Origin of the sequence: Muricoccus roseus (genome assembly GCF_900141905.1) — a bacterium.
In the GTDB taxonomy this organism is placed as follows: domain Bacteria; phylum Pseudomonadota; class Alphaproteobacteria; order Acetobacterales; family Acetobacteraceae; genus Roseomonas; species Roseomonas rosea.
In genome coordinates this window covers 224,649-238,741 of sequence record NZ_FQZF01000004.1, presented here as the reverse complement: position 1 = coordinate 238,741, position 14,093 = coordinate 224,649, and the positions used below count along the sequence as shown (strand labels likewise).

At 70.4% G+C, this 14,093-nt stretch carries 11 protein-coding genes and 1 riboswitch; of the genes, 3 read left to right on the top strand and 8 right to left on the bottom strand.

The features are described 5' to 3' along the window. Positions 1–270: 270 nt before the first annotated feature. The 6 genes from ligD to BUB97_RS04815 all read right to left on the bottom strand — a co-directional run bounded on the left by ligD (position 271) and on the right by BUB97_RS04815 (position 8,504). Positions 271–1,803: a non-homologous end-joining DNA ligase gene (gene ligD, locus BUB97_RS04840; RefSeq protein ID WP_073132111.1), complete on the bottom strand. Its 1,533-nt coding sequence runs from the start codon at positions 1,801–1,803 to the stop codon at positions 271–273. A 62-nt stretch (positions 1,804–1,865) separates the two neighbouring features. Next, positions 1,866–2,897, bottom strand: a complete 1,032-nt coding sequence (locus tag BUB97_RS04835; RefSeq protein WP_073132108.1) for an LLM class flavin-dependent oxidoreductase — start codon at positions 2,895–2,897, stop codon at positions 1,866–1,868. A gap of 125 nt (positions 2,898–3,022) precedes the next feature. After that, positions 3,023–4,654, bottom strand: coding sequence for an NAD(P)/FAD-dependent oxidoreductase (locus BUB97_RS04830; protein WP_073132106.1), 1,632 nt, complete (start codon positions 4,652–4,654; stop codon positions 3,023–3,025). Between the two features lie 344 nt (positions 4,655–4,998). Next, the gene (locus BUB97_RS04825) at positions 4,999–6,183 is read right to left on the bottom strand and encodes a BaiN/RdsA family NAD(P)/FAD-dependent oxidoreductase (RefSeq protein WP_073132102.1); all 1,185 of its coding nucleotides are present in this window, start codon (positions 6,181–6,183) and stop codon (positions 4,999–5,001) included. Then, positions 6,180–7,535 carry an aldehyde dehydrogenase family protein gene (locus tag BUB97_RS04820; RefSeq protein WP_073132100.1) on the bottom strand — a complete coding sequence of 452 codons (1,356 nt, stop codon included), beginning with the start codon at positions 7,533–7,535 and terminating at the stop codon, positions 6,180–6,182. The genes BUB97_RS04825 and BUB97_RS04820 overlap by 4 nt, the downstream gene beginning before the upstream one ends. A gap of 45 nt (positions 7,536–7,580) precedes the next feature. Beyond that, positions 7,581–8,504 (bottom strand): LysR family transcriptional regulator, encoded by a 924-nt coding sequence (locus tag BUB97_RS04815; RefSeq protein ID WP_073132097.1) that lies wholly within the window; start codon positions 8,502–8,504, stop codon positions 7,581–7,583. Positions 8,505–8,686: 182 nt separating this feature from the next. Between BUB97_RS04815 and BUB97_RS04810 the strand changes: the two genes are divergently transcribed. Beyond that, a complete protein-coding gene (locus BUB97_RS04810; protein ID WP_073132094.1) occupies positions 8,687–8,911 on the top strand; it encodes a hypothetical protein in 225 nt (74 codons plus the stop codon). A gap of 78 nt (positions 8,912–8,989) precedes the next feature. Here the strand turns inward: BUB97_RS04810 and BUB97_RS04805 are convergent, their stop codons facing one another. Next, entirely contained in the window at positions 8,990–10,552 is a 1,563-nt protein-coding gene (locus BUB97_RS04805; RefSeq protein WP_073132091.1) for an ABC transporter substrate-binding protein, read from the bottom strand. 146 nt (positions 10,553–10,698) lie between these two features. Next, positions 10,699–10,804: riboswitch (TPP riboswitch) on the bottom strand. 234 nt (positions 10,805–11,038) lie between these two features. Here BUB97_RS04805 and BUB97_RS04800 point away from each other — a divergent pair. Further along, positions 11,039–12,022 carry an NAD-dependent epimerase/dehydratase family protein gene (locus BUB97_RS04800; protein ID WP_073132089.1) on the top strand — a complete coding sequence of 328 codons (984 nt, stop codon included), beginning with the start codon at positions 11,039–11,041 and terminating at the stop codon, positions 12,020–12,022. A gap of 95 nt (positions 12,023–12,117) precedes the next feature. Next, positions 12,118–13,239 carry a glycosyltransferase family protein gene (locus BUB97_RS04795; RefSeq protein WP_073132086.1) on the top strand — a complete coding sequence of 374 codons (1,122 nt, stop codon included), beginning with the start codon at positions 12,118–12,120 and terminating at the stop codon, positions 13,237–13,239. 17 nt (positions 13,240–13,256) lie between these two features. Here the strand turns inward: BUB97_RS04795 and BUB97_RS26735 are convergent, their stop codons facing one another. Then, the gene (locus tag BUB97_RS26735; protein ID WP_073132083.1) at positions 13,257–14,063 is read right to left on the bottom strand and encodes an acyltransferase; all 807 of its coding nucleotides are present in this window, start codon (positions 14,061–14,063) and stop codon (positions 13,257–13,259) included. Positions 14,064–14,093: the final 30 nt, after the last annotated feature.

The following is a 14,093-nucleotide window of genomic DNA, read 5'->3' as shown; positions in this document are numbered from 1 at the left end:
TCCCGGGTGACTGTCTGTCCCGGGGAGAGGAAGAAGGAATTCTTCCTCTCCCCGGTCCCCTCACCATCATCTTTTTCTTCGAGTTGGAATCATCCGGCTGACGGTGCGCCTGAGGTCGATGACCTCAGGCGACTGCGAAGGCAGGAAAGGCCCCCTTCAACCAGAGACCCCTTTGATCCGGGGTATCCACGGCAGTCAAACGGGGTTCCAAGGGTCTCAGGCCCTTGGCGGGTTGAGGGCGGAGCCCTCAACGGGAAGCCCACAATCCCATCACCCCTTCTTCGGAAGCGGCCGCGCGGAGGCCTCGAAATCCTGCCAGGGATCGGCGGTCTTCAGCCGTGCGGGGGCCGTGCGTAGGGTGAAGGCCTTGGGGTCCAGCCCTTCCCTCACCTCGGCCCAGTCCAGCGGCATCGAGACGGTGGCGCCGGGGCGTGCGCGCGGCGACCAGGCGGCCACCGCTGACGCGCCGCGGGCATTGCGCTGGAAATCCAGGAAGATCCGTCCGCCGCGCACGGCCTTTGAACTGCTGGTCGTGAAGCGGTCCGGCGCCTCCGCCTCCAGCGCCTCGCAGATCCGGGCTGCCGTGTCGTGCAGGGTTTTCCAGCTCGCGCCCGAGACCGGCACGACGATGTGCAGCCCCTTGCCGCCCGTGGTCTTGCAGAAGGGAATGAGGCCCATGGCCGAGACGCCTTCCCGCAGGACCAGCGCGGCCTCCACCACGGCGGTGAAGGGCAGGTCCTCGGCCGGGTCCAGGTCCAGGATCAGGCGGTCGGGACGGGTGATGGCGGTGCTGCGCGCGGGCCAGGGGTGGATTTCCAGCGCCCCCCATTGCGCCAGCCCCACCAGGGCCTCGGGCTTGTCCACCTGCAGCAGGGAGGACTCCTCCCCCCTCGGCTTCACCTGCGTCAGCAGCGGCGAGACGCCACGACCGCCATGGCGCTGGAAGAACCGCTCCCCGTTGATCCCGTCCGGCGCGCGCAGCAGGGAGAGCGGCCGGCCCTCGACCCAGGGGAAGAGCCGGGGGGCCACCGCCTCCATGTATTCGGCCAGGTCACGCTTGGTGATGCCATCCTCGGGCCAGAGAGGCTTGTCCGGATGGGTGAGCGCGACGCCGGCCACCGTCACGCGGGCGGAGGAGGAGGCGCGCTTCTTCGCGGGAGGGGACTCGGGATCCTTCTTCGGCGCCGCGCGCTTCCGGGGCGGCTTCGCCGGGCCGTCCTGCTTCCCGGCGATCGCGTTCAGGTCCCGGCCCGTGGCGACGGAGGTGGTGAAGCCGGCCAGCAGCGCGTCCTTGTCGCCCGGATGCGCCGCCTCGTCCTCATCCTTGATGAGCAGCCAGTTGGTCCGGCTCTCCCGCCCGCGCGGGCGCATCCGCACGAGGTGCCAGCCGCCCTTCAGGCGCTCCCCATGCAGGGTGAAGCGCAGGCGGCCCTTCTCCAGATCCGCGGCGGGGTCATCGGATTCCGGCTCCCAGCTGCCGCGGTCCCAGAGCATGACGGTGCCGGCGCCATACCCCTCGGCGATGGTGCCCTCGAAGCCGCCATATTCGAGGGGGTGGTCCTCCACCTCCACCGCCAGGCGCTTCTCCGCCGGGTCCAGGCTCGGGCCGCGTGTGACGGCCCAGGACTTCAGGACCCCGCCCAGCTCCAGCCGGAAATCATAGTGCAGGCGCGTGGCGTCGTGCTTCTGCACCACGAAGGAGAGCGCCTTCGCCTTGCGGCGCTTCGGGGCGGCCCCTTCCGGTTCGGCGGTGCGGCGGAAATCGCGTTTGGCGCGATAGGGGGCGAGGGGATCTTCGGCCATGGCGGTCTCGCAACGCGGATCCCGCCATCCCGGTTCCGGCCCGGCCGATTCCGGGCGCGGCCTCAGCCCAGCAGGTCGCGGACTAGCGGCATCACCTTGCTCCCATAGAGCTCGATGCTGCGCATCATCTTCTCATGCGGCAGGGAACCCGCGCTGTACTTCATCTCGAAGCGCGAGAGGCCGAGCGCCTTCACCGTGCCCGCGATCTTCCGGGCCACGGTTTCCGGCGCGCCGAGATAGAGGGAGCCGCTGCTGATCTCGCGCTCGAAATCGGCCCGCTGCGCCGGGGGCCAGCCGCGCTCGCCGCCGATCTGGTCGCGGGAGCGCTTCCAGTGCGGCCAGAGCTCCTCCTTCGCCTGCTCGTCCGTCTCGGCGACATAGCCGTGGGAATGCACGCCGATGGGCTGCACGGGCTGGCCCAGCTTCTCCAGCGCCTGGTGGAACAGGTCCACATAGGGGCGGAAGCGCACGGGGTCCCCGCCGATGATGGCCAGCATCAGCGGCATGCCGTAGCGGGCGGCGCGGATCACGGATTGCGGGCTGCCGCCCACGCCGATCCAGGCCTTGAGCGTCCCGTTCTCGATCGGCGGGAAGACGCGCTGGTCCTGCAGCGGCGCGCGGGTGGTGCCCTTCCAGGTCACGGGCCGCCCGCTGCGCACGGCGGCGAAGAGGTCCAGCTTCTCCTCGAACAGGGTCTCGTAATCCTGCAGGTCGAAGCCGAAGAGCGGGAAGGATTCCGTGAAGGAGCCGCGCCCCAGGATCACCTCCGCCCTTCCGTTAGAGACGGCATCGAGGGTGGAGAAGCGCTGGAACACGCGGATCGGGTCATCGGAGCTGAGCACCGTGACCGCCGTGCCCAGGCGGATGCGGCTTGTGCGGGCGGCGATGGCACCCAGCAGCACCTCGGGCGAGGAGACCGCGAAGTCCTCCCGGTGGTGCTCGCCCACGCCGAAGAAGTCGATGCCCAGCCCATCCGCCAGCACGGCTTCGTCGATCAGGTTCCGCAGGACCTGGGCATGGGGCAGCAGCGCGCCGTCCGGGCCGGAGGTGACATCCCCGAAGGTGTCCAGGGCGAATTCAAGGGGAAGGGCCACGTCGGTTCCTCGTCAGCAGTCGTCGTTCAGCGACGGCTACCTATTCATCGCGGCGCCGCGCCGCGAGGCTTGGCGCCCCGCGCGGCGTCAATCACCCTCATTGACCCCGGTGATGCACGCGGCCCTCACCCGGCCAGGGCGACCGCCGAAAGGCTCGCCGCCACGGCCTCGGCGGCACGGATGCCGTCCACCCCGGCCGAGAGGATGCCGCCGGCATAGCCCGCCCCCTCCCCCGCCGGGAACAGGCCTGGGGTGTTCAGGCTCTGGCCCGTCTCGTCGCGCCGGATGCGCAGGGGTGAGGAGGTGCGCGTCTCCACCGCCGTCATCACCGCGTCCCCCATGGCGAAGCCCTTGATCTGGCGGTCGAAGGCCGGCAGCGCCTCCCGGATGGCGGCCGTGGCGAAATCTGGCAGGCAGAGCGAAAGGTCGGTCGGCGTCACGCCTGGCCGGTAGGAGGGAACGACCTCCCCGAGCTTCGTGGAGGGCCGCCCGGCGAGGAAATCCTCCACCCGCTGCGCCGGCGCCCTGTAGTCGCCGCCGCCGACCTGGAAGGCACGCTCTTCCCAGTAACGTTGCAGGGCGATGCCCGCGAGCGGCGAGCCGGGATAGTCGCGCTCCGGCGTGATGCTCACGACGATGGCGGCGTTCGCGTTGCGCTCGTTGCGCGAATACTGGCTCATCCCGTTCGTCACCAGCCGCCCGGGCTCCGATGCCGCCGCGACGACCGTGCCGCCGGGGCACATGCAGAAGGAATAGACGGCGCGTCCCTCCGCCTCGGGCGTCTTGCAGTGGTGCACCAGCTTGTAGTCGGCCGCGCCGAGCACCGGGTGCCCCGCCTGGGGGCCGAAGCGGCAGCGGTCGATGAGGCCCTGGGGATGTTCGATCCGCACGCCGATGGAGAAGGGCTTGGCCTCCATGAAGACGCCGCGCTCATGCAGCATAGCGAAGGTGTCGCGCGCGGAGTGGCCCACCGCGAGCACGGCATGGTCGGCCTCGAGGAAGCTGCCATCCGAGAGATGCAGGCCGCGCAGCCGCCGGTCCGGCCCCAGCTCCAGCTGCTCCACCCGCGTGCCGAAGCGGTACTCGCCGCCCAGGGATTCGATATGCGCCCGCATGTGCTCAACCATGGAGACCAAGCGGAAGGTGCCGATATGCGGCTTGGAGACGTAGAGGATCTCCTCCGGCGCCCCGGCCTTTACGAACTCCTCCAGCACCTTGCGGATGCGGTTCGCGTTGTCGCCGATGCCGCTGTAGAGCTTGCCATCCGAGAAGGTGCCCGCCCCGCCCTCGCCGAACTGCACGTTCGACTCCGGCGTCAGCACCGAGCGGCGCCACAGGCCCCATGTGTCCTGCGTGCGCTGGCGCACCACCTTGCCGCGCTCCAGCAGGATGGGTCGCAGGCCCATCTGCGCCAGGATCAGCATGGCGAAAAGCCCGCAGGGCCCCGCCCCCACCACCACCGGGCGAAGCCGCGGCGGCACGGCCGGGGCCTGCGGCAGGCGATAGGCCGTCTCCGGCGTCGGGGCGACATGCTTCTCGCCCGCCATGCGCGCCAGCACCGCAGGCTCGTCCCGCACCGCCACGTCCAAAGTGTAGATCAGCGCGATCGCGCCGCGCCGCCGCGCGTCATGGCCGCGGCGGAACACGGTGATGTCCAGCAGGTCCTCGGGCGGCAAGCGCAGCCGGGTCAGCACGGCATCGCGCAGCGCGTCGTCGGGATGGTCCAGGGGAAGCTTGATCTCGGTCAGGCGCAGCATGGCGGGGCGGGATATAGGATCTCCAGGGGTGAAATCATACCGCTGCGTATCTGTTCTGGACTGCTGGTCTGTCCCGGGGAGAGGAAGAAGGAATTCTTCCTCTCCCCGGCCCCCTCAGCATCATCTCCTTTTAGAAGTTTGGAATCACCGGGCTGACGGTGCGCCTCGGGTCGTGGACCCGAGGCGACTGCAAAGGCAGAAAAAGCGCCCTCAACCAGAGACCCCTTCGATCCTGGGCATCCACGGCAGTCAGACGGGGTTCCAAGGGCCTCAGGCCCTTGGGGGGTGGAGGGCAGAGCCCTCCGCCGGAGATCCGACGCAAGCCTTAGCGCAAACGGAGCAGCCTAGACCGACATCCCCGCGCACCAGCCGGACGACCACGCCCATTGAAAGTTGTACCCGCCCAGCCAGCCCGTGACGTCCACCGCCTCGCCGATCACATGCAGGCCGGGCACGTCCTTCGCGGCCATGGTCTGGGAGGACAGGGCGGCGGTGTCCACGCCGCCAGCCATTACCTCGGCTTTGGCGTAGCCCTCCGTTCCCACTGGTGTCAGCGCCATGCCCTTTAGCAGGGCGGAGACCTCCTTCAGCGCCTTGTTGCCCAGCTCGCCGACGGGGCGGGTGTGCTGGGCCAGCCGGGTCTGGCCCAGTGCCGTGGCCAGGCGCTGGGGCAGCCGCTCCGCCAGCACCGTATGCAGCGCCGCGCGCGGCCGCTCCTCCTTGCGGGCCAGCAGCCAGGCCGTGGCATCGACATCCGGCAGCAGGTCGAGCGTCACCGCCTCCCCCGCCCGCCAGGGCGTGGAGATTTGCAGGATGGCGGGCCCGGACAGGCCGCGATGGGTGAAGAGCATCGCCTCCCGGAAGCGCGCCTTGCCCGCGCGGGCCTCGACAGGCAGGGAGACGCCGGAGATCGGGCGCATCAGCGCGAGGTCGGCCTCCCCGAAGGTCAGCGGCACCAGCCCGGGGCGCGGCTCCACCAGGGGCAGGCCGAAGCGGCGGGCGAGGTCCAGCGAGAGCCCGGTCGCCCCCATCTTCGGGATCGAGAGCCCTCCTGTGGCCAGGACCAGCGCCGGAGCGCTGAAGATGCCCCGGTCCGTCTCCACCCGGAAGCCCTCGGCGCGGCTGACATCCAGGATGCGGTGCCGCAGGCGGAGATCGACGCCCGCTGCCTCACACTCGTCCAGCAGCAGCTGCACCATGGCGCGGGCGGAGCCGTCGCAGAACAGCTGGCCCAGCGTCTTCTCATGATAGGGAATGCGGTGGCGCTGGACCAGCGCGATGAAGTCGTGCTGCGTGTAGCGGGAGAGGGCCGAGCGCGCGAAATGCGGATTGGCCGAGAAGAAGCGCGAGGGCTCCGTCCCCGTATTGGTGAAGTTGCAGCGCCCACCGCCGGAGATGAGGATCTTCGCCCCCGGGGCGTCGGCATGGTCCAGCAGCAGCACGCGCTTGCCGCGCCGGCCGGCGGTGAAGGCGCACATCATCCCCGCCGCCCCTGCGCCGAGGATGATCACGTCGAAGCTGTTGTTCATCCCATCAGTCGCTTGATGATCGAGAGCGGCGTCTTGTAGGGCGGATAGCGCATGGGCGGATCGATGCCCGCGGGCTGCCGGAAGATCGCACGTGCGTTGGAGAAGGCCTCGAACCCCGCCTGTCCGTGATAGCGCCCTTGTCCGCTCGGCCCCACGCCACCGAAGGGCAGGTCCGGCACGGTGCAGTGGACGAGATGCTCGTTCACGCAGAACCCGCCCGAGGGAAGGGCCCGGGCCACCGCATCGGCGAAGCCCTGGTCGCGCGTATGGACATAGAGCGCGAGTGGCTCGGGCAGGCCGGAGAGTCCCGCCAGCAGCTCCGCCCGGTCGCGCCACGTCACGATGGGCAGGATGGGGCCGAAGATCTCCTCCCGCAGAAGGGCGGAGTCGGGGTCGGCCAGGAGCGTCGGCTGGAGATGCAGCGCGTTCTCGTCCACCGCGCCGCCATGCAGCACGCGGCCGCGCGCCAGCACCGCCTTCAGCCGCCCGAGATGCCGCGCATCCACCACCCGCTGCATCCCGCGCCCGTCGGCGCCGTAGAAGCGGGTGATGGTCTCGCGCAGGGCGGCGATGAGCGGCTCGGCGCGGCTCTCATGCACGAGCAGGTGGTTCGGGGCGAGGCAGGTCTGGCCCGCGTTCAGGAACTTCGCCCAGGCGATGCGCCGGGCGGTGAGCACGGGGTCCGCGCCCTCATCCACGATGCAGGGATTGGCCCCGCCCAGTTCCAGCGTGGTGGTGGCCAGGTTGCGCGCGGCGGCTTCGGCCACCTTGCGGCCCGTTTCCGTGCTGCCCGTGAAGAAGATGTGGTCGAAGGGCTGGGCCGTCAGCGCCGCCGCCAGCTCTGGCCCGCCCTGGGCCACCTGCACATGGCCCGGCGCGAAGCAGAGTGCCGCAAGCCGCGCCAGCGCGGCCGCCGTGGCCGGCGCGACCTCCGAGGGCTTCAGCACCACCGCATTCCCCGCCGCGATGGCGCTGACCAGGGGCACGAGGCAGAGCTGCACGGGGTAGTTCCAGGGCCCGAGGATCAGCACCGCCCCGCGCGGCTCCACCCGCAGCGCCGCCCGGCCGGGAAAGTGGAACCAGCGCCCCCTCACCCGCCGCTCCTTCGCCCAGCGGGGCAGGCGCTTGAGGGTGAGCGCGATCTCCTGGCGGACGAGCAGGATCTCGGAGGTCCAGGCCTCGAACTCCTGCTTGCCGAGATCGGCGTGCAGAGCCGCGAGCAGCTCGGGCTCCATCGCCTCCAGCCCGTCGCGCAGGGTGATCAGGGCCGCGCGCCGGTCCTCCAGCGGGAGGGTGCGGCCCGTGGCGAAACAGGCGCGGGCGGCGTCCAGCAGGGCAAGGGCTTCGGCCATGCCTCGCTCTAGCCCCGTTTTCCGGCAAAGGCGATGCAGTGTCCTCTACCGCCGGGCCAGATGCTGCACGAGCTGCGCCCGCAACCAGACCTCGCCGGCATCCTGGTCCACGGCGGTGCGCCAGGCCATGGTCGTCACCGCCTCCGGGCAGGGAATGGGCGGGGGGTCGGCGGCCAGCCGCTCCAGCCCGCCCAGGGCGGCCACCGCATCCACCACGGCCTCGGTCACCAGGCAGAGCATGTCGGTGCCGATGAGCGTGCGCGGCATCAGGCCGAAATCGGGCACGCCGAGCACCACCTGCCGCTTGCGCCCGAGCCGCGCCAGCTCCTCATCCGCAAAGCCCGAAAGATCGCCCCGGGGGGTGACGAGCATGTGCGGGCGCTCGCAATAGGCATTGAGGTCGACCGGCCCCGGGGATGCGGAATCGCGCAGCACGCGCCAGCCGCCGCGGCGGATCACCCGCTGCTTCGTCGCGGCCGGCAGGTCCTCGGTATGGCCGATCGCGGTGTTGATCTCGCGCGATTCCAGCATGCGCGGGATGGTGCGGTAGGTGCCGGAGCGGATGATGATCCGGCAATGGGGCGCCGCCTTCCGCAGCAGCGGCAGCACCGGGATCATAGCCATCTGCACGTCCTCGCTCATGCCGATACGGAAGGTGCGGGTATCGGTGGCGGGGTCGAAGGGGATGGAACTGGCGATGGCGCCCGCCACGGCCTGCATGGCGGGCGCGAGCTGCTCCATCAGCGCCTCGGCCTTGGGCGTCGGTTCCAGCGTCCGCCCGTTCCGGATGAACAGCTCGTCCCCGAAGAAGGCCCGCAGCCGCGCGAGGGCGGAGGAGGTGGCAGGCTGGGAAAGGAACAGCACCTCCCCGGCCCGGGTCACGCTGCGCTCCCGCATCAGCGCCGCGAAGACCGGCAGCAGGTTCATGTCGAGCCGGCGCAGGCCCCCGTCGTGCGATCGTTGTACCATTCAGCCCCTCTCCATCGGCGGGAACCAGCGGCAGGGATGGAAGGGGAGCCGCGCCGGTTCCATTCACCAGACAGATGGAAGTCATCGACAAGGTCAAGTGGAACGGCGCCGATCCGGGGCATATGCCCCGTGCCGAGACGACGGCATGGTGCCGCCACCATCCACAAGAGGCATAATTCAGGATGTCCGCTTTTCCCTTTCTCCGCGTGCTCGGCCTCGCCACGGCGCTGATGGGCGTCGCCGCCGGCCAGGGCGCCTTCGCGCGGGAGGCCAATCCCTATGACGGCCAGGCCGCCTACACCGAGGGCCTGCCTGCCGGGACCCAGACCGCCTTCACCCGCAAGTCCGCGCTGCAGAGCTTCCTGGAACGGACGGGCGCGACCGGCAATGGCGGCCAGCACTCCTGACCAGCCTCGGCCGGCCCCGCGGGGCCGTGATGAAAAGGGCCGCCCGGCTTCGTGCCGGCGGCCCTTTCCTCTGGCCGGTCAGCCCCGGCCCAGGTTCCACAGATACGGGTTCGGCCCCTGCAGCACGCCCGAAAGATCGGCGCGGAAGCCGGTCTTGAGCACGAACAGCCCGCTCGGCGCGAAGCCGACATGGTCCCAGGCCGTCCTCTGCACTGCCGCAAAGGCCGCCGCCTGCGCCGCGGCATCGGGGGCATAGAGCCAGCGCTCGATCTCCGCCTCCGTCGCTGGATCGGTCGGCCAGCCGAACCAGGCGGTCGGGCCATCGCCGCGGATGCCGGAGTTGACGGCCGGGTTGGCGATGGAGGCGGCGGGGAAGTTGGTCGGGTAGATGCTCCACCCGCCATGATCCGCATCCTCCCGCGAGTTGCGGCGGCTGAGCATCGCGGCCCAGTCCATCTCCTGCAGATCCACCCGGAAGCCGAGCTGGCGGCAGACATCGGCGGCCAGACGGCCCTGCGGCGCCACGGCGGCGAAATCGGTGGGGTTGATCACCACCACCTTCGCGCCTTCCATCCCGGCGGCGCGGATCGCGGCGCGCGCCTTGTCGAAATCCCGTGGTGGCGCGGGGAACTCCGTCACCCCGGGCAGGGTGCAGGGAAAGAGGGCGTGGCATTCCCGCCAGTCGCCCGGCGCCGCCACGGCCGCCATGTGGTCGGGCTGGCTGATGCAGTCCCGCACGGCGCGGCGCACCTCCACCTTGTCGAAGGGCGGGTGCAGGTGGTTGAAGCGGATCACGCCGAGGAAGCCGATCGGGTCGTAAATCTGCGTGCGGATGTTGCGGTCCCGCGCGAGCAGGGGCAGCAGGTCGGGTAGCGGGTACTCCACCCAGTCCACCTCGCCGCGCTGGAGCGCGGCGCCCGCCGTCGCCCCATCGGGGATGATGTGCCACTCCAGCCGGTCGAAATGCACGCGCTTGCCGCCTGAGGCTCCCTCCGCCGGTTCGTCGCGCGCCACATAGGCCTCGTTGCGCGCATAGGCCACGAAGCTGCCCGGGTTGAACTCCGGGGCGACGAACTTCCAGGGGCCGCTGCCGACGATCTCCGGCACAGGCCGGTCCGGCGCCGTCCGGGCCAGGCGCTCCGGCATGATGAAGGGTGGGATGCCGGCGGGCTTGGCCAGGGCGTAGAGCAGGGACGGGAAAGGCCGGCGGAGCCGGATGGTGAGGGTGCGGTCGTCCGGCGTGCCCCATTCGGCCACGGCCCGGGCAAGGATCTGCCCGAACAGGTCCCGCACGCACCACCGCTGAAGGCTGGCGACGGCATCGCGCGAAAGGACCGGCGCGCCATCATGGAAGCGCAGCCCGTCGCGAAGGCGGATGGTCCAGAGCAGCCCGTCCGGGCTCATCGCATGCCCCGACGCCATCTGCGGGCGCGGCGCCAACTTCGCATCCGTGGCGTAGAGCGTGTCGAACACGCAGAAGCCATGGGTGGTGCTGATCGTGGCGTTCTGCACGATGGGGTCCAGCGCGGTCAGCGCCGCCTGCGGCACGAAGCGCAGGGTGCGGGCGCGCGCCGGCTGGGCGAGGGCGGGAAGCGGGAGCGCCGAGAGGGCGGCGCCCTTCAGAAGGGAGCGGCGTTGCACGGGGTGTCCTCCATCCCAGCGGAGGGAGCGGGAGGAAGCGGGGCCAGGTGGAATGCCGGGCGCAGGCCCACCCCTCCGGCCGCATGAGGCGGGCCGGCCGGGTCGCGCAGCGCCTGCGCGGGTCTGATTTCGCGCCAGGGGCGCACCACCGTCTGAAGCACCGATCCCTACGCCGGTCCGAACCGGGTCAGGTTCCAGGGGTCGCGGGTTGCCCCGCCTCTCAGCCCGAAATGGGCTCCCCCCGGTGTCCGGCGCCGGGTATGGCGCAGCGGGCGCCCCGCAGGCAAGTCACGGCGCGCAGGGCGCCCCGGGGCAGGGGTGGGGCGGGGTGGATGGTGCCCCGCCGGCAAGCCGCTATAATCCGCAGCCGGATTGTCCGCCCCATGGAAGGCGCCTGATGCCCCCCAGACTCCCCGCGATCCGCCACGCGACGAGCCCTGAGGACGCGCCTGCCTATCGCCCTGCCTCCGTCCGCCAGGCCTGACCATGGGCCGCATCCTCGTCACCGGCGCGGCCGGCTTCATCGGCGCGCATCTGTGCCAGGCGCTCCTCGCGCGCGGGGACGAGGTCATCGGCATCGACAACTTCAACCCGTATTACGACCCGGCGCTGAAGGAGGCGCGGGTCGAGGCGCTGACCGGCAATGCCCGCCCCGGCGCCTTCCGGATGCACCGGATCGATCTGGCGGATACCGAGGAGCTGCTGGCGCTCATGGCCGCGCATCCCGAGATCGACCGCGTGGCGCATCTCGGCGCCCAGGCCGGGGTGCGCTGGTCGCTCCAGGCGCCCTTCGCCTACACCGCGGCCAATGTCACCGGCCATCTCGGCATCCTCGAGGGTGTCCGCCGCAGCGAGGGGCGCATCGGCCACACCGTCTATGCCTCGACCAGCTCGGTCTACGGCTCCCGCCATGACGGCACCTCCTTCCAGGAGACCGACCGCGTGGACCGCCCCGCCTCGCTCTACGCCGCCACGAAGCGCGCCGGCGAGCTGATGAGCAGCGTGTACACGGACCTCTACCGGATTCCGCTGACGGGGCTGCGCTTCTTCACCGTCTACGGGCCCTGGGGCCGGCCGGACATGGCCTATTGGCTCTTCACCGATGCGATGCTGAAGGGCCGCCCCATCGAGATGTTCAACGAGGGCCGCGTGCGGCGCGATTTCACCTATGTCGCGGACATCGTGGCCGGGATCATGGCCGCGCTGGACAACCCGCCCGCCGATGGTGGCCACCGCCTCTACAACATCGGCAACAGCCACCCGGAGGAGCTGCCGAAGATGGTCGGCATCCTCGAGGAGCTGCTGGGGGTGAAGGCCATCCGCGTGCTCAAGCCGATGCAGCCCGGCGACGTGCCGGCCACCTTCGCCGATGTCTCCGCCATGAAGCGGGACTTCGGCTGGGAGCCGACGACCGATCTCCGCACCGGACTTGGACATTTCGTGACCTGGTGGCGGCAGCATTTCGGCTAGAAGCCGCCGCCGGGGCGCCGTACGCCCAGCGGAACGGCGGGCGCCTCGCGGCGTCGTCCTTCCCCTTCATCCCATGAGTCAGCGAGGCGCGCGCGATGCCGCACACTGCCCCGGCCGTCAGCGCCCCCATCATCATCTTCTCCTTCACCCGGCCGGATTACCTGCGCAAGCTGTGCGAATCGATGAAGGCGCAGCAGGGCGTCCTCATCCCGGACAGCCAGGTGCACCTGCTGCAGGACGGCGCCCGCTCACGCCGCTCCGGCATCACCTATGGCGACCCCGAGCTGATCGAGGCGAGCATCGCGACCTTCCGCGAGGTCTTCCCCGGCGGCCATGTGCATGCCTCGCCGGAGAATCTGGGCATCGCCCTCAACCTGCATCGCGGCGAGAAGCTCGCCTTCGACACGCTGAAGGCCGAGGTCGCCTATTTCTTCGAGGAGGACCTGGAGCTCGGCCCGGCCTATGTCGCGATGCTGGAGCAGCTCCGCCGCCTGCTGCTGCCGCATAAGAATGTCGGCTACTTCGCCGCCTATGGGGACCATCAGCGCGAAGCCGATCCGGAGGCGCCGAATCTGGTGCCGATGGAGCATCATTGGGGCTTCGCGCTGACGCGGCGTTGCTGGAAGGCGATGCAGCCCTGGCTGAAGCCCTTCCACGAGGTGTATTCGCAGGTGGACTACCAGGCCCGCCCGCATCTGCGGATCGTGGAACTCTACCAGGACAAGGCGGTGTCGAGCACCGCCTCCTCGCAGGACGTGGCGAAGACCATGGCCTGCGCCGACCTCGGCTATGCCCGGCTCAACACGGATGTCTGCTACGCCCGCTACATCGGCGCGCAGGGCGAGTCCTTCCAGCCCGCGCAGTTCGAGAAGCTCGGCTTCGGCAACATGGCCTATGTGGAGGCGCTGCCGGCCAACCCGCCCGAGGCGACGCCCGAGATCATCGCCAGGATCATCGACGACAAGCGTGCCGCCTGCGCGGCCCATCGCCGGAACACCTACCCCGCGAAGCTGGAGGAGATGCGCCAGCGCATGTTCAACCCGGACCGGCCGGTGACGCGGGAGGAGATCGACTGGCTCTGGCGCCTGGTGATGGACCGGCTGCCGGGCGACGAGGCCTATTACGCCCAGAATGTCGGGCAGCGCACCCTGCGGCAGGTCCGCCGCTCCCTCCTCCGCAGCAAGGAGGCGCAAGGCAAGGGATTCTATCTGGCATAACGGCGGGGGCGCGCGCTTCAATCCGCCTCGGGAAGTCCCTCGATCATCGCCGCGATCTGCTCCGGCCGCGGCCGCGACTGGCGGGTCCAGCTGACATTCTCGCGTAGCACCCGCGCCGGCACGCCCGCGGCAAGCGCCCGGGGTGGCACCGGGCGCGTCACCACCGCCCGTCCCGCCACGATCGACCCGGCCCCGATCGTGACGCCCTTCATCAACAGCGAATCCTGCCCGAGCCAGACATGCGGCCCGACCACCACGGGTTCGGGCGCATTCACCTGCTCGCGGGTCGCGAGGTCGACGATGCCATGCGAATCGGAGGTGCGGATGGTGATGCCGGTCGCGAACATCGCGTCATCCCCCACCAGCACCGCGCCTTCGGGCCCCTCGGCCAGGAAGTTGGTGCGGTTCGATGTCAGGCCGTGGCCGAGGAAGATCAGCGCCCGGTCGCCCCGGAAGGTGCAGTGGACCATGGCGATGGAGGGGCTGTCCCAGCCCGTCGAAGCCAGCAGGTGGCCACGCCCGGTCGCCGCGACCTCTCCCGCCAGCCTCGCATAACGGCCCAGGAGGATGGTGCTGTCCCTCGCGCGCGACAGATCCAGCGAAAGCCGCTGCTTCGGCGTATGCGCATCGAGCAGGAGGCGGTTGTCTTTGCCCAACCCGTTCCGCACCGTGATGCCGCGCGCCGCCAACTCGGGAATGGCGGCATCCACCAGCGCGATTTCCAGCGGCTCGATGATCTCGGGCGGTGTCCAGCCCGGGCCGAAGCGCAGCGCGGTAGGCCAGGCGGGATGACGGGCGAGCAGGCTGGCCGGCAGGATCTCCAACGGCGTTCTTCTCCGTGCGGATGGCCCCAT